This is a genomic window from Micromonospora sp. ALFpr18c (genome assembly GCF_008868155.1).
In the GTDB taxonomy this organism is placed as follows: Bacteria; Actinomycetota; Actinomycetes; order Mycobacteriales; family Micromonosporaceae; genus Micromonospora.
The window spans coordinates 22256-41210 of sequence record NZ_WBKR01000029.1; the positions used below are offsets into that span (position 1 = coordinate 22256).

Consider the following 18955-nt stretch of genomic DNA (forward strand, 5'->3'; position numbering starts at 1 on the left):
ACGACGCTGGAGGACACATGCCGGAGCCCACCGACCGCCGCTACGGTCCCGCGCCCCTGCCGCAGCCGCGCGGTGCGCTGTCCGCGGCGGTGACCGACGCCCTGCGGCGTGCTCCGCACGACCTGCCGGCGAGCCTCGGCGCCGACCTCGACCCGGCGGACCCGCTCACCGACGAGGACCTGCAACTGACCCTGTTCCTCTGCTACGAGCTGCACTACCGCGGCTGGCGGGGCGTCGACGAGGACTGGGAGTGGCAGCCGACGCTGTTGGGCCTGCGCGCCCGCGCCGAGCGGCCCTTCGAGGCGGCGCTGCGCCGGCTGGTCGGCGCCCCACGGGTGCCCGCCGCCGGGGTGGCGGCCGGGCTGGCCGAGCTGGTCGCGGCCGACGACGGGCCGGCGCTGGCCGCGACCCTGCAGCGGCGGGCCGACCTCGCCCAGTTCCGCGAGTTCGTCGTGCACCGTTCCGTCTACCACCTGCGCGAGGCGGACCCGCACAGCTGGGCGCTGCCCCGCATCGACGGGGAGGCCAAGGCCGCCCTCGTGGAGATCCAGACCGACGAGTACGGCAATGGCCGGCTGGACCGGATGCACGCGGAGCTGTTCCGGCGCACCCTCGACCGTCTGGGCCTGGACACCGGCTACGGCGCCCACCTGGACGCGGCGCCCGCCGTGACGTTGGCGACCAACAACCTGATGTCGCTGTTCGGGCTGCACCGACGCCTGCGGGGAGCGCTGCTCGGGCACCTGGCCGCGTTCGAGATGACGTCCTCGCTGCCCAACCGCCGCTACGGCAACGGGCTGCGCCGGCTCGGCTTCGACGAGGTCGCCACCCGCTTCTACGACGAGCACGTCGAGGCCGACGCGGTGCACGAGCAGATCGCCGCGCACGACCTGTGCGGTGGCCTGGTCCGCGCCGAGCCGGCCCTCGCCCCCGACGTGCTCTTCGGCGCGGCGGCCGGGCTCGCGGTGGACCGGCTGTTCGCCGCGCACCTGCTGGACAGCTGGGCCGCCGGCCGCAGCTCGTTGCGCTCCGCCGTCCCCACCGTCTCACCCGTCGCACCGCCGCCCCTGCCGCCCACCGTCTCGCTCACCGCGACGGCGTCCACCGCCATGGTGCCGCCGGCGCAGCCCACCGTCGCCTGACCGGCGCAGCGGCGGCGCGTTCGCGGGACGGCGACGGGCGGGGAGCGGCGGCTCAGCCCTCGCGGGCCGTGCCCGCGCGGAAGTTGACCAGCTTGTGGGTGCCGTCGCAGAACGGCTTGAGCGCCGACTTGCCGCAGCGGCACAACGCCACCGTGCCCCGGCGGGCGTCGATCCGCTCCCCGTCGGGGGTGACCAGCGCGAAGTCGCCGCGGACCAGGAGCGGTCCGTCCTCGTACGGGGTGATCGTGGCGGCAGCGGGCTCGCTGGCGTCGTCGGTGCGCATGGCCCCGGAAGTGCCCACCCTGGCTCCGCCGAAACCCGAGCGACCGAACGCCGATGATGACCGGCGCACCCCGCCGACCAGCGGATTGTGCCGCCGGGAGGGTGATGCCCCGTTTGAACCCCATCGGGACGGGAAGCCGGACCGCGTGGTGAGCGAACGAGGCAAGGTGGGGCCGGTGCACAAGGTGCGCAAGGGGCTCATGGCCGACGGTGCCGGTCTGGCCGGCGACCGGGTCGTGGCCGTGGGCAGCGCCGCCCGGGTGCTGGTCGCCGCCACCGCCCGCGCGCTGCGCGGCACGGACTGCGCCGACCTGGGGCACGCCGGGCCGATGTCCCGGTTCCCCGGCGCGCCCGAGCCGGTGCGCCGCGCCGCCGTCAGCCGGGCCGCCGGTCGGGTCGCGCTCACCGCCGCCCAGGTCGACGAGGTGGACGCCGCCCGCGTGGCCCGCTGGTTCGTCGACCAGTACCCGCGCCAGCGCTACCCCGGGGTGCTGATCGGGTCGCCGCACGGCGCGGCGGCGCACCTCGCGGTGGCCCTCGGCGTTCCGTGGCTCCCGGCCGGGTTCGAGATGACCGTGCACTGGACCGACGGCGCGGTGGACCGCCCGGCGGACGCGCTGCAACACGGCGCGGCACTGGCCACCCGGCTGCTCGCCGGCAACGCCGACCTGCACCTGCGCCAGGTGCACTGCCCGGCCAGCCGGGGACCGCTGACCGGGGTGACCGTGTCGCTGGCCGCCGCCTGGCAGGCCCTGCCGGCCGCGTACGGGCAGTTCCTGGCCGACCGGCTGGCCCCGGGCGCCCCCGTCGTGCTGGTCCGTGACGCGCGGACCTGGCCCGTGCTGGAGCACAGCGCGGGGCACAGCTTCCAGGTCGGCTGCCCGGCCAGCGGGCTGGACCCGGTGGACTTCCACCCGGACAGCCACGCGCTGCGGCAGGTGCTGCGTTCCGTCGGCGGTGACGCCACCCGGTGGGAACCACCGCAGATGTCCGCGCCGTCCGGTTACGCCGAGCACGGCGTCGACTCGGGCTTCGAGTTGTCCGCGCGGGACTGGGCGGCCCGCCGCGAACACCCGCTGCACCGGGTGCTCGTGCCTCGCCCGGCGGCGCTCAGCGCGGGGGTCGCCGACCTGTACCGGCGCTGGCTGCGCGCCGCCGGCAAGACCGGTGACCGGTTGGTGGTGGAGTGCGGCCGGCTGCTCGATCCGTGGCAGGTGGTGCGGGCGGGGCTGGTGCCGTACTGGTGTGAGAACGCCACCCGGCGCAGCGTCGACGAGGCCGAGTGGTGGCTGGCCGGCAGCGAGGCGTTCACCTCCGTGGACGTGCTGCCCGAACCGCCCGGGATGCGCTCGCCCGCGCTGGCGGGCCTGCCGCAGTGGCTGGCCGTCGCCGGGTTCGGTCGGCGTCGTCGGGCATTGGACCGCACCGCGGCCCGCGGCTACCCGGTGACCTCGGTACCGACCCGCCGGGCCACGGAGGTGCTGCGCGCCCAGCCGTACGACCTGCCCACACCGCCCTCCCTGGGGGCCGCAGAGGCCCTCTCCATCCTCGGCGAGAGTGGCCGCCACCAGGGGTTGTTGGTCTCCTGAGGCGAGGACGCCGAAACATCCTCGCGAACCCGGGGTCCCGTGATTGAGTACCTACGGAGCGGGAACATCGCTGGCTGCGACGCCCTGATCGCGTCGCGTGCAGGCGTTGTCACCCGCTGGCATCCCAGTCACTGACCCACCTTTTCCGGCCCGGTGCGTGGCTCGACCACGCGCACGACCGGTTTCCCGATCCGGGCGGGGGACCTTCCTGAGGGAGGCGCGGATGTTCGGACAGACGAGCACGACCACACCACCACCCACCGAGCGAGGTCTGGAGGACCTCGACGCGGCGGCGCTGGCGTACGCGGCCCGGATCGCCGGGCTGCCGCCCGAGCGGCGTGGAGAGGCACGCGACGACCTGGTCCGCTTCGCACTGCCGTTCGCCGGCCGGCTCGCCCGCCGCTACCGGGGGCGCGGAGAGCCACTGGAGGATCTTGAGCAGGTGGCCCGCCTGGGGCTGGTCAACGCCGTCGACCGCTATGACCCGGAACGGGGCTCCTTCACCGCGTACGCCGCGATCACCATCGTCGGCGAGATCAAACGGCACTTCCGAGACCGCACCTGGGGCGTGCACGTGCCCCGCCGGCTGCGCGACCTGATCCTCGAGGTGGGGCAGGCCACCGCCGCGCTGACCAGCGAGCTGTCCCGGGCGCCGTCGGTGGCCGAGCTGTCGGCCCGGCTGGAGACGCCGGAGGAGGAGATCCTCGCCGCGCTGGAGTCGGCGGCCGGCTACAGCCCGGCCTCGCTCAACGCGCCGGTCGGCGGCGAGAGCTCCGCCGAGTTCGGTGACCTGGTCGGCGAGTCGGACAACGCGCTGGAATCGGTCGACGACCGGGTCACGGTCAGCGGTCTGCTGCACCGACTGCCCTGGCGGGAGCGGCGCATCCTGGCCATGCGGTTCTACGGCAACCAGACCCAGGCGGAGATCGCCGCCCGGTTCGGCATCTCGCAGATGCACGTGTCCCGGCTGCTGTCGCGGGCGTTGACCTGGTTGCGTCAGGCGATGCTCGCCGACGCGCCGCCGCCCTGGCAGAACGGCGCCGCCGAACCGGACCCGGGCAAGACCCGGATCTCGGTGAAGCAGAACGGCGACCGGGTGGTGGTGGAGGTCGGCGGCGAGGTCGACCGCGACGGCGCGGACCAGCTGCGCCGGGCCATGCTGGAGGCGGTCACCGGTCAACCCAGCGAGGTCGTCGTCGACCTGGTCGGCGCGGGCGGTTTCGACGCGGGCGGAATCGCCGCGTTGATGGCCGGCCGGGACGCGGCCGCCCGGACCGGGGTGCCGCTGCGGCTGACCCGGGTGCAGCCCGCGGTACGCCGCTCGCTCACCGCCGCCGGACTGGCGCCCGCGCGGGACTGACCCGCCCATCGCACGCGACGAGGGCCGACACCCGCGAGGTGTCGGCCCTCTTCCGGCCTACGCCGATCAGCGGTCCTCGGGGTTGCCGTCGCTGTGCGGGTGCCGCCACCGCTCGTGCGGCTTGGGCGCGTCCTCGCTGTCCTTGGGCGCGTCGCTCTGCTCGAAGCTCGGCCGGCGTACGCCCTCGGGCTCCGGCACGTCCACCGGCCGGGCGCCGGAGCGCGGCGCCGGCTGGTAGTCGACGGCGTCGCGGGCGCCGTGCGCGCCCTCGGCGGCGGGCGACTCGGGAGCGTGGTGCTCCATGCGCAGCTCCTCGGCGAAGTGCTGTGGTGGCTTGGTGGTGCGTTGCGGCAGGTCCCGGCCGAGGTCGGCGACGAGCGGGCCGTACTTGAGGTCGAACGCCGGCCGTTCCGAGCGGATCCGGGGCATCCGGTCGAAGTTGCGCAGCGGCGGTGGGCAGCTGGTGGCCCACTCGAGGGAGTTGCCGAAGCCCCACGGGTCGTCGACCGTCACCATCGCCCCGTACCGCCAGGACTTCCAGGCGTTGTAGATGAAGAACAGGGTGGACAGGCCCAGGATGAAGGCGAACACGCTGGAGACAGTGTTCAACGTGGTGAAACCGTCGCTGGGCAGGTAGTCGGCGTACCGGCGGGGCATGCCCTCGTTGCCCAGCCAGTGGTGCACCAGGAAGGTCCCGTGGAAGCCGATGAACATGGTCCAGAAGTGCGCCTTGCCGAGGCGTTCGTCGAGCAGCCGCCCGGTCATCTTCGGCCACCAGAAGTAGTAGCCGCCGAACAGCGCGAAGACGACGGTGCCGAACACCACGTAGTGGAAGTGCGCCACCACGAAGTAGCTGTCGTGGGTGTGCCAGTCGACCGGCGGGCTGGCCAGCAGCACCCCGGTGAGGCCGCCGAGCAGGAACGTCACCAGGAAGCCGATGGCGAACAGCATCGGCGTCTCGAAGGTGATCTGCCCCTTCCACATGGTGCCGATCCAGTTGAAGAACTTCACACCGGTGGGCACCGCGATCAGGTAGCTGAGGATGCTGAAGAACGGCAGCAGCACCTGACCGGTGGCGAACATGTGGTGCGCCCAGACCGTCATGGACAGCACGGTGATCGCGATGGTGGCCAGCACGATGCCGGTGTATCCGAACAGCGGCTTGCGGGAGAACACCGGGATGATCTCGGTGATGATGCCGAAGAACGGCAACGCGATGATGTACACCTCGGGGTGGCCGAAGAACCAGAACAGGTGCTGCCAGAGCATCGGGCCACCGGTCGCCGCGTCGAACACGTGCGCGTTGAGCAGCCGGTCGGCCGACAGCGCCAGCAGCGCGGCGGCCAGCAGCGGGAACACCAGGATCACCAGGACGCTGGTGAACAGCATGTTCCAGGTGAAGATCGGCATCCGGAACATGGTCATCCCGGGTGCGCGCAGGGTCAGGATCGTGGTGATCAGGTTGACCGCGCCGAGGATCGTGCCCAACCCGGAGACGACCAGGCCGACCACCCACATGTTCGCGCCCACGCCGGGGCTGTTCTCCACGCTGCTCAGCGGGGTGTACGCCGTCCAGCCGAAGTCCGCCGAACCGCCCGGTGCGAGGAATCCGCCGACCACCATGAGCCCGCCGAACAGGTACAGCCAGTAGGCCAGCGCGTTGAGGCGGGGGAACGACACGTCCGGCGCGCCGATCTGGATCGGCACGATGAAGTTGCCGAAGCCGAAGGCCGCGGGCGTCGCGAACAGCAGCAGCATCACCGCGCCGTGCGAGGTGAAGAGCTGGTTGTACTGCTCGGAGGAGAGGAACTGCATCCCCGGACGGGCCAGCTCGGCGCGCATGAGCATCGCCTGTAGCCCGGCCAGCAGGAAGAACCCGAAGGAGGTCAGCAGGTACAGCAGGCCGATCTGCTTGTGGTCGGTGGTGGCGAGGAGCTTGATCAACGAGTTGCCGGGAATCGGCGCCCGTACCGCTCCGGGGAAGCCCCCGAAGCGTGCCGGTGCCAGGATCGCCGGGCCCCGATCGCGACTGGGTTCCGTGGTTACCCGCTTGGGCATGGCTGCTCACCCCGTCGTGACGACAGAAAGGACGGGCGTGCCTACCCGGCCCTCTGACCATGTAACCAGGCCAGAGCGGTAATTTCGGTCAGATCGCCGGTACCGGCGCAACCGCCTCGAACGCTCAGGTCGCCGGCAGCATGGCCCAGACGGCCTTGCCGTGACCGGCCGGCACGCTGCCCCACCGCTGGGCCAGCTCGCGGACCAGCAGCAGCCCGCGCCCACCCTCGGCACGCAGGTCCATCCCGGCCGGCTCGGCCGCCGCCCGGCTGCCGTCCACCACGGCCAGGTGCAGGTACGGCCGGCGCAGGGTCACCGTCACCTGCATCGGCGTCCCCGCGTGCCGGACCACGTTGCCGACCAGTTCGCTGAGCACCAGCGCGGCCGGGCCGGCGGCGTCCGGCAGGTTCCACCGGGCACACGCGTCACCGACCAACTCCCGGGCCCGCCGGCAGGCTCCGGCGACCGGATCGAGGCGGGCCCGCAGCCGAGGTGCGCTGGAGGCACCGGCGATCCGGGTCGCCTCCGCGCAGTCCCGCGAGACGGGGACCACCCGGCATGTCGTCGACTCGGCCAGCCAGCGCGCGGCGTCGGGCGGGGGAGCGCACAGCACCACCGGCACGGCCGGCCACTCCTCGGCCCGCCGGGCCGTGGCGGCGAAGACCGACAGCGCCAGCCGGTCCCGCACGGTGACGTCGGCGAGGTCGACCACCAGGGCGTCCGGCTGGGTGGCCAGCGCCCCCTGCAGGGACTGGTGCACCGAGCGCATGGTGGCCAGGTCCAGGGCGCCGGTGAGCCGGACGACCGCCACCGGTGCCGTGTCGCGCACCTCGCAGGTGATCCGGCTGGGCATCGGAGGTCCCTCGATTCGCTGGTGGGTCGGGACCTGCCAACTACCCGAGGCCTCGCAGCGCCAAACCGGACCGACCGGTGGGCGGGACGCAGGTCACCGCCGTGGCCGACCGGTCAGCAGGCCCAGCGCGATCATGCCGACGCCGAGGCCGAGGTGCAGCCAGCCGTCGGCGTCGTTGACCGGCAGGACGTTCGCGCCGGTGTCGTGGTCCACGGCCAGCCCGTAGAGCCAGAGCACCAGGTAGACGGCGCCGCCGCCGATCAGGAACGTGCGGGCACCGCTGATCGTCCGCGCCAGCAGCAGGCCGGCCACCCCGAAGAGCAGGTGGACGAGGTTGTGCAGCACCGACACCTGGAAGGTGCCGAACAGGAAGGCACCCGAGCCGTGGCCGGCGAACCGCAGGTTGCCCGTACCGCTGGTGATGCCTGGCACGAAACCGAGCGCGCCGATCAGCAGGAACAGCACGGCCACCGTCGCGGCCGCGCGCCGTACCGGCGGTCTGCCGTCGGCCGGGTTGGCCCGGGCCCTTGAGTGCGCCATCGGTCCGACCATCACCGGCTCCTCGCTGCGCGGCGGGTGTGCGCGCTGCCGGCTACCCGTTGCCGCCGACGGCAAACCGCCGGCGGCACCAGGGCAGGTCAGACAGGTTGCAGGCGCGGTGCGCCGGCCAGTTCGCGGACGCGCTGGTACAGCTCGACGTAGCGCTGCGCCATCACCGCCGGGGTGAACCGCCGCGCGGCCACCCGCCGGCACTCGTCGGGGTCGAGCAGCTCGGCGGCCAGCACGAGGTCACCCAGCTCCTCCTCGTCGGTGGTGAGCAGCCCGGTGCGGCCGTGCTCGATCAGCTCCGGAAGGCAACCCCGGGCGGTGGCCACCACCGGCGTGCCCAGGGCCAGCGACTCGACCACCGCCGTACCCCCGGGCTCCTCCCAGCGCAGCGGGAACAGCGAGGCGCGGGCGCTGGCCAGCAGGTCGTCGCGCTCCTGACCGGCCACCGTCCCGATCCAGCGGACCAGGTCGCCGTCGACGTGCGGGGCCACCTCGTCGAGGAAGAACCGGACGTCCGGGTTCTGCCGGGCCTCGTCGCCCGCCGAGGCCAGGGCGGCCGGTGAATGGTACGGACCGACGGGACCGGCCAGCACCAGCGGGATCCCGACCCGGTGCGCGAGTCTGGCGCCCACGTCCTGCCCCTTGCCCGGGTTGATCCGGCCGAGGATCAGCAGGTGCTCGCCCTTCTCCGGCCCAGGCCGACGATCGGCGTCCACGGCCAGCGGGGTGGACAGGTGCACGTGGCCCACCGAGTGCTCCCGCAGCGCCAGCGGCGCCCGGGCCAGCTGCGCCGCGGAGACGCCGTTGACCCGGACCCGGTCGCCGCCGTCCAGGCCGCCGTAGAGCGCCGGGTGCTTGGCCAGGTCCCAGTGCAGGGTGTGCAGGGTCGGCGGCCCGGCCGGCCCCATCGCGGCGAGGGTGGCCAACCCGACCGCCTCCACGTGGTCGTGCACCAGGTCGATGTCGTCGCGGGAGTGCAGCTCGCGGACCACCCCGGCCAGGTGCGCCTGGGCGATCCCGCAGACCTGGTTGTACGGACGCTGCAACGCGGCGAACTGCCCGTCGGCGAAGACCGACATCCGGTCGTCCACCGGCAGGGTGCTGCTGCCCACCGAGGCGAGCACCACCCGTACGCCGAGTCGCCGCAGCTCCGGCACCAGCGTGGCGATCACGTTCTCGATCCCGCCGTAGCCGGGCGGTGGCACGGACAGCCACGGACCGGCGTTCATCAACACGGTGAGGCTCATCGGACGCCACCCTCCCGGACACTCACGCCGCGGCCACCCGTCGGCGGGGCACCCGGTGGCGCAGCTCAGCCAGCGGCGGACGCTCCTCGATGGATACATCGCTGACCACGATCTCGCGGTCGAGGTTCGGCAGCGTGTCCGAGCCACCCCGCCGGAACTGGGTCAGCAGCGCCTCCGGCGACAGCCCCGCGCTCGCCCAGCCACGCCGCTGCAACCGGGACCACGCGGTCAACATGATCTGCGCGGACATCCGGCCCAACGCCGCCGTGTCCTGGTGGCGGTGCTTGCGCTCACCGAGGTCGACCTGCGCCAGGGCATCCAGACCGACCAGGTCCAGCAGGTCGATCAGCATCGCCGTCTCGACCCCGTACCCGGAGACGAACGGCACCTGGGCGAGCACGTCGCGCCGGGCGGCGTACTCACCGGCGAGCGGCTGCACGAAGCCGGCCAGCTCCGGCCAGAACAGGTTGAGCAGCGGCCGGGCCATCAGCTCGGTCACCCGCCCGCCACCGTCCTGTTCGACGCTGGCGGTACCCACCAACGGCCGATGGTAGAAGCCCTTCACGAAGTCGACCGACGGGTCGGTCAGCAGCGGGCCGAGCAGCCCGCTGACGAAGTGCGGCCGAAACTCCCGCAGGTCGGCGTCGATGAACGCCACCACGTCGCCCTCGGCCGCGGCCAGGCCGGCCCAGAGCGCGTCGCCCTTGCCGGTGAGCCGGGGCAGGCCCCGGGTCATCGCGTCCTGGCTGACCACCTCCGCGCCGGCCGCCCGGGCCACCTGCGCGGTGCGGTCGGTCGACCGTGAATCCACCACGATCAGCTCATCGACCAGGGCGATCCGGTCCATCAGGTGCTCCCGGATGGTCGACACGATCGCGCCGACGGTGGCCTCCTCGTTACGCGCCGGCAGCACCACGCTGACCCGGCTGTCTCCCTTGGCGCGCAGCAGCCGGCGTGCCGGCCAGTCCGCCGCCGAAGTGGTCCGGTACGTGGCCCACGCCTCCACCACCGGTGACACGCTCGATGTCGTATCCCGCACTGGCACCCCTTAAGAATCGTGGGCGGAGAAAACCGAGTTCTGTTGTTCCCACTCTTCACCGCGCGCTAACCGCCTCCAGGGCAACAGCTTGATCACGGAGGTGACGACACTGCGTTCCCGGGGGATGAACGTTTGATTGCGCACAGCTCAGGGGACTGCTCCCATCGGTCATGAAACGTCCTCGAAGGGGTTGTCGGATGCGTAGATGCCGGGTGGGTCTGGTCGGTGCCGGGGGAGTGGCACAGCGCCATGCCCGGGTGCTGGCCGGGTTCGATGACGTCGAACTGATCGGGGTGACCGACGTGGTGCCCGACGCGGCCGCCGCGCTGGCCGGGCAGCACGGGGCGCGCGCGTACGTCGACGTGGCCGAACTGCTGGCCGCCGGGCCGGACGCGGTGTACGTGTGCGTGCCGCCGTTCGCGCACGGTCCGGCCGAGCAAGCGGTGATCGACGCCGGGCTGCCGATGTTCGTGGAGAAGCCCGTCGCCGTCGACCTGGCCACCGCCGAACGGATCGCCGACGAGGTGACCCGCCGTGGGCTGCGGACCGCCGTGGGCCACCACTGGCGTTACCTCAGCGTGCTCGACGAGGCCCGCGAGCTGCTGGCCGACCGTCCGGTGCGGATGGTCAGCGGCGCCTGGCTGGACAAGGTGCCGCCGGTGGCGTGGTGGGCGCGGCGGGACCGCTCCGGTGGCCCGGTCGTCGAGCAGGCCGCCCACGTGCTGGACCTGATCCGGGCGTTGGTCGGGGAGGTGACCGAGGTCACCGCGTACGGCAACGGCACGCCGCCCCCGGTGGACGGGGCGGACATCGACTCGGTGACCACCGCCGTGCTGCGCTTCGCCGACGGCGCGGTGGGCACCCTCGGCGCGGCCTGTGTGCTCGGCTGGAAGCACCGCGCCGGGCTGGAGATCCTCGCCGACGGGCTGGCGCTGTCGCTCACCGAGGAGGGCCTGACCGTCCGCGACGCCGACGGTGAACGGCACGTCCCGGCCGACCCGGAGGCCGCCCGGGTGGCTGTGGACCGCGCCTTCGTCGACGCGGTGCGTGGCGTCGGTGACGACGTGCGTGTCCCGTACGCCGAGGCGCTGGGTACCCACCGGCTGGCCCTCGCGGTGGCCGACTCGGCCCGCACCGGCGAGACCGTGCGGCTCGCCACGGCGACCGACCCGGCGCTGCTCAGCACCGGGGTGACCGTCGATGCGTGACAAGGTGGTGGTGGTCACCGGGCCGGGCCGCGTCGAGCTGGTCGACCAGGACGCCGCGCCGCTGCGCCCCGGCACCTTCCGGGTGGAGACGCTGTTCAGCGGCGTCTCCGCCGGCACCGAGCTGAGCTACGTCAAGGGCACGAATCCCTACCTGAACGTCACCTGGAACGCCGACCTCGGGTTGTTCCAGCCGGGCGCGGCGAGCACCCCGTACCCGGTGACCCGGCTGGGGTACATGCAGGTCGGGCGGGTGGTGGAGAGCGCCACCCCGGCGGTCGCGGTGGGCGCGGTCGGCGCCATGACCTACGGGCACCGCACCGGCTGGCTGGCCGACCCGGTCGCCGAGCGGTTCGTGCCACTGCCCGACGACCTCGACCCGCTGCTCGGCGTCTACGTCGCGCACATGGGCCCGATCTGCGCCAACGGTCTGCTGCACGCCGCCGCCGACCTGCACGGCACCGACGTCCGCTCGCTCGGCGACGGCGTACGCGGCCGGCGGGTCGCCGTGGTCGGCGCCGGCGTGGTGGCGCTGCTGACCGCCCTGTTCGCCCGGCGGCACGGTGCCGCCTCGGTGGTGGTGCTCGACCCCACCGGGCAGCGCCGCCAGGTCGCCGATGCGCTCGGCCTGGAGACCCTCGACCCCGAGGGGGACGACCCGGCGGCCGTGCTGAAGACCCGGTGGGCGCACACCGCCGGTGACCGGGGCGCCGACGTGGTGTTCCAGTGCCGGGGGCAGGCGTGGGCGTTGCAGCTCGCGCTGCGGCTGCTGCGACCGCAGGGCACGGTCATCGACCTCGCCTTCTATCAGGGCGGCGCGGATGCGGTGCGCCTCGGCGAGGAGTTCCACCACAACGGGCTGGCGCTGCGCTGCGCGCAGATCGGCCGGGTGCCGCGCGGGCTCGCCCCGACCTGGGACCGGGAGCGGCTCTCCGCCGAGACCGTCGAGCTGCTGCGCACGTACGGGGACGTGATCCGCAAGCATGTGGTCTCGGCGGTGGTGCCGTTCGACGAGGCCCCCACCCTGCTCACCGACCTGGCGCAGCGGCGCCGCCAGGAGCTTCAGGTGGTGCTGGCCGGCTGACCTGGCGTCGGCGCGTGACCGGGCCGACTACCGTTCCTGGCATGACCGCTCCGGTGAGCCGGCCGCCCGGCCTGGCCGCGCTGCTGCCGTACCTGCGTGAGCACCGCGGCACCCTGGCCGTGGTGGGCGCGCTGTCGCTGGCCGGCGCGGCGGCGTCACTGGCCCAACCGCTGCTGACCCGGTCGGTGCTCGACCGGGTCGGCAGCGGTGTCGGGGTGTCCGACCTCGTGACGGCGCTGGTGGCCCTCGTGGTGCTCGGCGCGGCGATCGGCGGGTTGCGCACCTATCTGCTGCAACGCACCGCCGAAGGGTTGGTGCTCGGCACCCGGCGGCGGCTGGCCGGGCACCTGCTGCGGCTGCCGATCGCCGAGTACGACCGCTGGCGCACCGGTGACCTGCTCTCCCGGGTGGGCTCGGACACCACCCTGTTGCGTGCGGTGGTCACCTCCGGGCTGTTCGAGACGGTCACCGGTGCGGTCATGGTGCTCGGCGCCGGCACCGCCATGGTGCTGCTCGACCCGCTGCTGTTCGGCGTCACCCTGCTCGGGGTGGGCCTGGGCCTGGGCTTCGCCCTCACGTTCGCCCGGCGGGTCCGGGCGCTGTCCCGTGTCGCCCAGGAACGCATCGGCGAGATGACCTCGGCGGTGGAGCGGGCCATCTCCGCCGCCCGGACCATCCGGGCCAGCCGCGCCGAGGCCCGGGAGACCGAGACCGTCACCGGCAGCGCCCGCGACGCGTACGACGCGGGGCTGCGGGTCGCCCGCGTGCAGGCGGTGGTCGGACCCGTCGGCTCGGTCACCGTGCAGGGCGCGTTCCTGCTGGTGCTCGGCATCGGCGGCGCCCGGGTGGCCGCCGGTGCGATCAGCGTCGGCGACCTGGTCGCCTTCGTCATGTACCTGTTCTTCCTGGCCCTGCCGCTGGCCCAGGTGCTGAACGCGTACACCCAGTTGCAGTCCGGCCTGGGCGCGCTGCACCGCATCGAGGAGATCCTGACCGTGCCGGCGGAGGGCGCGACGGACCGACCGGCCCCCGCCTCCGCGGTGACCCCGCACCGACCCGCGCCGATGATCGAGTTCGACGGGGTGGGGTTCGGCTACCCCGGTGGTGAGCCGGTGCTGCGCGAGGTCAGTTTCGCGGTGCCGGCGGGCACGCGTACCGCCCTGGTCGGCCCCTCCGGCGCCGGCAAGTCGACACTGCTCGCGCTGGTCGAACGCTTCTACGAGGTGAGCGACGGCGCGGTCCGCCTCGACGGCACCGACGTGCGGGACCTGCCCCGCGACGTGCTGCGGGCCCGGCTCGGCTACGTCGAGCAGGAGGCGCCCGTGCTCGCCGGCACGCTGCGCGAGAACCTGCTGATCACCACGCCGGGCGCCACCGACGACCGGCTGCACGAGGTCCTCGACGAGGTCAACCTCGGCCACCTGGCGCAGCGCACCCCGCAGGGCCTGGACGTCCAGGTGGGGGAGGGCGGCGTGCTGCTCTCCGGGGGTGAACGGCAGCGCCTGGCAATCGCCCGCGCGTTGCTGGCCGGCCCGCCGGTGCTGCTGCTCGACGAACCGACCAGCAACCTCGACTCGCGCAACGAGGCCGCGCTGCGCCGCGCCATCGACGCGGTGGCCGTCCGCCGGACGTTGTTGATCGTGGCGCACCGGCTCGCCACCGTGGTCGACGCCGACCAGATCGTCGTCCTCGACGGCGGCCGGGTGGTGGCCGTGGGCACGCACGCCGAGCTGAGCGCCACCGACCCGCTGTACCGTGAGCTGGCCGCCCACCAGCTCCTGGTCGCCTGACCCCCTCGCCCGGGGCCGACATGCCGGCGGCCGGGCCCCGCGGGCCGGCCCGGATCGCGTACCGTTGCCGCTCATGGGTGTGTCGCAACGGTTCAAGAGCAAGTTCCGGCGGTTCCTCCAGCGTCCGGGCTCGACCGTGGATCTTGCTCCGCTGGAGAAGCTGCTGCCGGCGATCGCGGCGCGCGAGGACGACCTCGCCGCGCTCGACGACGCCGAGCTGACCGAGGCCGCCGGTGCCGCCGCCGGCTACGAGGAGATCTGCGCGATCGGCCGCGAGGCCGCCCGCCGCGGCCTCGACCAGCGGCCGTACGACGTGCAGCTGCTCGGCGCGATGGCCCTGCTCTCCGGCAAGGTCGCCGAGATGGCCACCGGTGAGGGCAAGACCCTGACCGCCGCGATCGCCGCGTACGGGCACGTCCGGCTCGGAAACGGGCCGGTGCACGTGCTCACCGTCAACGACTACCTGGCCCGCCGCGACGCCCAGTGGATGGAGCCGGTCTACACCCTGCTCGGCCTGACCGTCGGCTGGGTCAACGAGGCGTCCAGCCCGCAGGAGCGGCGCGACGCGTACGCCTGCGACGTCACCTACGTCTCGGTCAGCGAGGCGGGCTTCGACTACCTGCGCGACCAGCTGGTCACCGACGTGGCCGACCGGGTGCAGCCGCCGTTGACCACCGCGATCGTCGACGAGGCCGACTCGATCATGATCGACGAGGCGCGGGTGCCGATGGTCCTCGCCGGCGCGGTGCCGGGCGAGCAGGACCCGGTGCACGCCGCCGCCGCGCTGGTGCGCGGCCTGCGCAAGGACCGGCACTTCACCGTCGCCGAGGACGGCCGTAGCGTGGCGTTCACCTCCGCCGGCCTGGCCGCCGTCGAGGCCAAGCTGGGCATCGACCTGTACGACGAGGAGCACGTCGAGCAGCTCTCCGCCGTCAACGTGGCGCTGCACGCGCAGGCCCTGCTGCACCGTGACGTGGACTACATCGTCCGGGACGGCTCGGTCGAGCTGATCGACGAGATGCGCGGCCGGGTGGCCCAGCGCCGCCGCTGGCCCGACGGCCTCCAGGCGGCGGTCGAGGCCAAGGAGGGCCTGGACGCCACCGCCGAGGGCGAGGTGCTGGGCACCATCGCCGTGCAGGCGTTCATCGCCCTCTACCCGAAGGTGTGCGGGATGACCGCCACCGCGGTGCTGGTCGGCGACCAGCTGCGGGAGTTCTTCGGCCTCGAGGTGGCGGTCATCCCGCCGAACACGCCGTGCGTCCGGGAGGACGAACCGGACCGGATCTACGCCACCCGGGCGGAGAAGGACGAGGCGCTGATCGAGGAGATCCAGCGGTGGCACGCCAAGGGGCGGCCGGTGCTGGTCGGCACGCTCGACGTCAAGGAGTCCGAGGGGCTGGCCGCCGGGCTGAACGCGGCCGGGGTGCCCTGCGTGGTCCTCAACGCCAAGAACGACGACGAGGAAGCGGCGATCATCGCCGAGGCGGGCGCGTACGGCGCGGTGACCGTCTCCACCCAGATGGCCGGCCGCGGTGTGGACATCCGCCTCGGTGGCAGCGACCAGTCCGACCAGGCCCGGGTGAGTGAGCTGGGCGGGCTCTACGTGATCGGCAGCGGTCGGCACGACAGCCGTCGCGTCGACGACCAGCTGCGCGGCCGCGCCGGCCGGCAGGGTGACCCGGGTGGGTCGGTCTTCTTCGTCAGTCTGGAGGACGACCTGGTCGTCCGGCACGCCGCCGACTCGGTGCCCGCGTCGCCGCGGATGAACGCCGACGGCCTGGTCACCGACGAGCAGGTCGACTACGCGGTGGAGCACGCCCAGCGGGTCGCCGAGGGCGTCAACCACGAGATCCACCGCAACACCTGGCGCTACAGCGTGGTGATCGAGCAGCAGCGCAAGGCCCTCGCCCAGCGCCGGGAGCGGCTGCTGACCAGCGACGTGGCCGCGCTGATGCTGCTGGACAAGGAGCCCGACAAGGCCGGCGAGATGGACGAGGACCTGCTCGCCCGGGTGGCCCGGTCGATCGCCCTCTACCACCTGGACCGGCTCTGGGCCGAGCACCTGTCCGAGCTGTCCGAGGTCCGCGAGGGCGTGCACCTGCGCGCGTTGGGCCGCCTCGACCCGCTCGACGAGTTCCACCGGGCTGCCGTGCCGGCGTTCAACAACCTGGTCCCGGAGATCGAGGCCCGCACGATCGCCACGTTCACCGAGACCGAATTCGACGAGACCTGGGAGCCCGAGGACGGCACCCTGGTACGGCCGACCGCCACCTGGACCTACCTGGTGCACGACAACCCGTTCGGCTCCGAGCTCGACCGCCTGATCGCCTCGATCGGCCGGCGGCTCAGCGGCGCGCCGCGCTGACGCTCCCGCGGGGCTCCTGATCGCGCCCTCGGTGCGGCAGGAGCCCCGATTTACGCCGTTTCGACCTGGGTTTCGCAGGGTAGTAGGGCGGGTCGGTCAAGTCGGGAGAGAGCAGACGATGACACAGGTGACGATGCCGGCTGGGCAGGCACGGGGGCGTACGGGAGCTGCGGACCAGTGAATCTGGACACGCGGGAACCCGTGGTGCACAACCTCGGCGTCCTGGAGACCGCGGCCCTGTTGCGGGAGTTGACCGCCGGGCTGATCACGCTGACCGATTTCGATGAGGCGCTGCTGGCGCTGGTCCGGATCACCCGGGACGCGGTGGCCGGCGTGCGCTGGTGCGGGTTCACGGCGCTGCGCGCCGGCGAGCCGGCCGGCGTGGCCGCCTCCGACGAGCGCCTGGCCGGCCTGGACGACCTGCGGCACGGGCCGGACTCGCCGGCGATGAGCGCGATCCGGCGCCGCGAGATGATCCTCGCCGTGGACCTGGCCGGTGAGCCACGCTGGCCGGCCTGGACGGCGCGCGCCCGCGACCTCGGCGTCCGCGGGGTGATCTCCGCGCCGGTGGACATCGACGACCAGGTGATCGGGGCCATCAACCTGTACGCCTCCGCACCGAACCTGCTCACCCCACAGCACCAGCTCACCGCGATGCTGCTCGCCGAACACGCCGGCCTGCTGCTGGCCGCCGTCCGGGACCGGGGCCGGCAGGCCGACATGGCCGGCGAGCGGGACGCCGAACTACTGATCGACGGTGTGATCGGCCAGGCCGTCGGCGTGATCATGACGCAGCGGGGCTGCCCACCCGCCGAGGCCCTCGACGTGCTGCGCACCGCCGCGTCCTCGCTGGACATCCCGCTGCGCGAAGTGGCTGAGCGTCTGGTTCGGACGGTCTCCCGCCAACGCGAGAGCTGACCCGCCCGGGTGCCCGTTCTCCCACTCGGCGGCGAGTCGGGCGGCATCGTTTCGCCGGAGCCGGGCTCGGGTAGCACTCTGGCATTGGTGAGCTGCGCCGACCCTGGGGAGGAACGATGCAGAGCCGGCTGCGGGTGCAGGGGCACCCCATCCAACCGATGTTGGTGACGTTCCCGCTCGGGCTCTTCGTCAGCGCCACCGTCTTCGACCTCACCGACGTCATCGGCGGGCCGACGTTCCTCGGCGAGGTCGGCTACTGGACCGGCGTCGCCGCCCTGTTCGCCGCCGCGATGACCGCGGTCGCCGGCATGGTCGACCTGTGGGACGTGCCGGTGGACCGCACCCGCCGCACCGCCATCGCCTTCAACCTGGTGAACGCGGCCATGGCCGGTCTGTTCCTGGTCACCTGTCTGGTGCGCGCCCACTCACCGCAGCGCGGCGCGACCGTCGCGATCCTGCTCACCGAGATCGTCGCGCTGGCCGCCGGCGGCGTCGGTGTCCACCTGGGCGCCCGGCTCATGCGCCAGTTCGACAACGGCCGCACCGACGCCGGCAGCCTGGACGCGCTGGCCGGCGCCACCGTCGAGGTCGCCCGCCCCCGCCCCTGACCGGGCGCGCACGCCGGCAAATGGCTTGCCGGCAGCCCCGCCGACCGGTGACGCTGACCGCCATGAACACCGAGCGGGACGCGGACGAGTTGATCGCGGAGGCGGCCGCCGCGCCGGTCGACGGCTGGGGCTTCGACTGGCTGGCCGGCCGGGCCACCGAGGACCGTCCACCCTGGGGGTACGCCCGGCTGGTCGCCGACCGGATGGCGCTGGCCGACACGGCACTGGACGTCGACACCGGCGGTGGCGAGGTGCTCGCCGAGGTCCCCCGGCCGCCGAAACTGTTGACGGCCACCGAGGGCTGGCCGCCCAACGTGGAGGTTGCGCGCCGTACCCTGCGGCGGGTCGGCGCCACCGTGGTGGCGGTCGCGCCCGACGCGCCCCTGCCGTTCCGCGACGCGTCCTTCGACCTGGTCGTCAGCCGGCATCCGGTGCGCACCGACTGGGCCGAGACCGCACGGGTGCTGCGCCCGGGCGGCCGGTTCCTGTCCCAGCAGATCGGGCCGGGCACGATGCGGGAGTTGAGCGAGGCCATCCTCGGCCCGCTGCCGCCGCCGACGCAGCGGCATCCCGGGGACGCGGTGGCCGCCGCCGAGACCGCCGGGCTGCGGGTGGTCGATCTACGCCGCGCCACGCTGCGGGCGGTCTTCTCCGACGTCGGCGCCGTGGTCTGGTTTCTGCGCAAGGTGATCTGGACGGTGCCCGACTTCACCGTGGACCGCTACCGCTCCCAACTGCACGCCCACCCGGTCACCAGTGACCGAGGCTGCGGTCATCACCATGACCATCGGTCATCCGCCCCCGACCGCCACGGCCATCCCGCGACCACCCGGCCCGGTCACGCCATGACCGGGCCGGACCACCCG

Annotated in this window: 16 protein-coding genes; 10 read left to right on the forward strand and 6 right to left on the reverse strand. The window is 73.4% G+C overall.

Features of this window, described 5'->3' with window-relative positions:
- Positions 1 to 17: 17 nt before the first annotated feature.
- Entirely contained in the window at positions 18 to 1142 is a 1125-nt protein-coding gene (locus tag F8271_RS08550; protein ID WP_151489151.1) for an iron-containing redox enzyme family protein, read from the forward strand.
- A 52-nt stretch (positions 1143 to 1194) separates the two neighbouring features.
- Here the strand turns inward: F8271_RS08550 and F8271_RS08555 are convergent, their stop codons facing one another.
- Positions 1195 to 1443, reverse strand: a complete 249-nt coding sequence (locus F8271_RS08555; protein ID WP_370461886.1) for a CDGSH iron-sulfur domain-containing protein — start codon at positions 1441 to 1443, stop codon at positions 1195 to 1197.
- A 181-nt stretch (positions 1444 to 1624) separates the two neighbouring features.
- Between F8271_RS08555 and F8271_RS08560 the strand changes: the two genes are divergently transcribed.
- Complete coding sequence (locus tag F8271_RS08560) at positions 1625 to 3013, forward strand: hypothetical protein (protein WP_151489167.1); 1389 nt, start codon at positions 1625 to 1627, stop codon at positions 3011 to 3013.
- Positions 3014 to 3236: 223 nt separating this feature from the next.
- The gene (locus tag F8271_RS08565) at positions 3237 to 4373 is read left to right on the forward strand and encodes a SigB/SigF/SigG family RNA polymerase sigma factor (RefSeq protein WP_151489152.1); all 1137 of its coding nucleotides are present in this window, start codon (positions 3237 to 3239) and stop codon (positions 4371 to 4373) included.
- 66 nt (positions 4374 to 4439) lie between these two features.
- Here F8271_RS08565 and ctaD read toward each other — a convergent pair whose 3' ends face one another.
- From ctaD to F8271_RS08590, 5 genes are all read right to left on the reverse strand, one after another.
- Complete coding sequence (ctaD, locus tag F8271_RS08570; RefSeq protein ID WP_151489153.1) at positions 4440 to 6431, reverse strand: cytochrome c oxidase subunit I; 1992 nt, start codon at positions 6429 to 6431, stop codon at positions 4440 to 4442.
- Positions 6432 to 6555: 124 nt separating this feature from the next.
- Positions 6556 to 7284 carry an STAS domain-containing protein gene (locus F8271_RS08575; protein WP_151489154.1) on the reverse strand — a complete coding sequence of 243 codons (729 nt, stop codon included), beginning with the start codon at positions 7282 to 7284 and terminating at the stop codon, positions 6556 to 6558.
- A 93-nt stretch (positions 7285 to 7377) separates the two neighbouring features.
- On the reverse strand, positions 7378 to 7824 hold the full coding sequence (locus F8271_RS08580) for a DUF4383 domain-containing protein (protein ID WP_225854280.1): 447 nt from the start codon (positions 7822 to 7824) through the stop codon (positions 7378 to 7380).
- Positions 7825 to 7922: 98 nt separating this feature from the next.
- Positions 7923 to 9080, reverse strand: coding sequence for a glycosyltransferase (locus F8271_RS08585; RefSeq protein ID WP_151489156.1), 1158 nt, complete (start codon positions 9078 to 9080; stop codon positions 7923 to 7925).
- Positions 9081 to 9102: 22 nt separating this feature from the next.
- Entirely contained in the window at positions 9103 to 10086 is a 984-nt protein-coding gene (locus tag F8271_RS08590; protein WP_225854282.1) for a glucosyl-3-phosphoglycerate synthase, read from the reverse strand.
- 230 nt (positions 10087 to 10316) lie between these two features.
- Between F8271_RS08590 and F8271_RS08595 the strand changes: the two genes are divergently transcribed.
- The 7 genes from F8271_RS08595 to F8271_RS08625 all read left to right on the forward strand — a co-directional run.
- On the forward strand, positions 10317 to 11327 hold the full coding sequence (locus F8271_RS08595) for a Gfo/Idh/MocA family protein (protein WP_151489158.1): 1011 nt from the start codon (positions 10317 to 10319) through the stop codon (positions 11325 to 11327).
- Positions 11320 to 12408 carry a zinc-binding dehydrogenase gene (locus F8271_RS08600; RefSeq protein ID WP_151489159.1) on the forward strand — a complete coding sequence of 363 codons (1089 nt, stop codon included), beginning with the start codon at positions 11320 to 11322 and terminating at the stop codon, positions 12406 to 12408. Before F8271_RS08595 ends, F8271_RS08600 begins: the two co-directional genes overlap by 8 nt.
- A 41-nt stretch (positions 12409 to 12449) precedes the next feature.
- The gene (locus F8271_RS08605) at positions 12450 to 14198 is read left to right on the forward strand and encodes an ABC transporter ATP-binding protein (protein ID WP_151489160.1); all 1749 of its coding nucleotides are present in this window, start codon (positions 12450 to 12452) and stop codon (positions 14196 to 14198) included.
- A gap of 73 nt (positions 14199 to 14271) precedes the next feature.
- On the forward strand, positions 14272 to 16563 hold the full coding sequence (secA2, locus tag F8271_RS08610) for an accessory Sec system translocase SecA2 (protein ID WP_151489161.1): 2292 nt from the start codon (positions 14272 to 14274) through the stop codon (positions 16561 to 16563).
- A 177-nt stretch (positions 16564 to 16740) separates the two neighbouring features.
- Positions 16741 to 17481, forward strand: a complete 741-nt coding sequence (locus F8271_RS08615; protein ID WP_151489162.1) for a GAF and ANTAR domain-containing protein — start codon at positions 16741 to 16743, stop codon at positions 17479 to 17481.
- 116 nt (positions 17482 to 17597) lie between these two features.
- Complete coding sequence (locus F8271_RS08620) at positions 17598 to 18089, forward strand: DUF2231 domain-containing protein (protein WP_151489163.1); 492 nt, start codon at positions 17598 to 17600, stop codon at positions 18087 to 18089.
- A gap of 62 nt (positions 18090 to 18151) precedes the next feature.
- Positions 18152 to 18955 (forward strand): class I SAM-dependent methyltransferase (locus tag F8271_RS08625; RefSeq protein WP_151489164.1); only part of this gene is annotated, 804 nt, incomplete at its 3' end.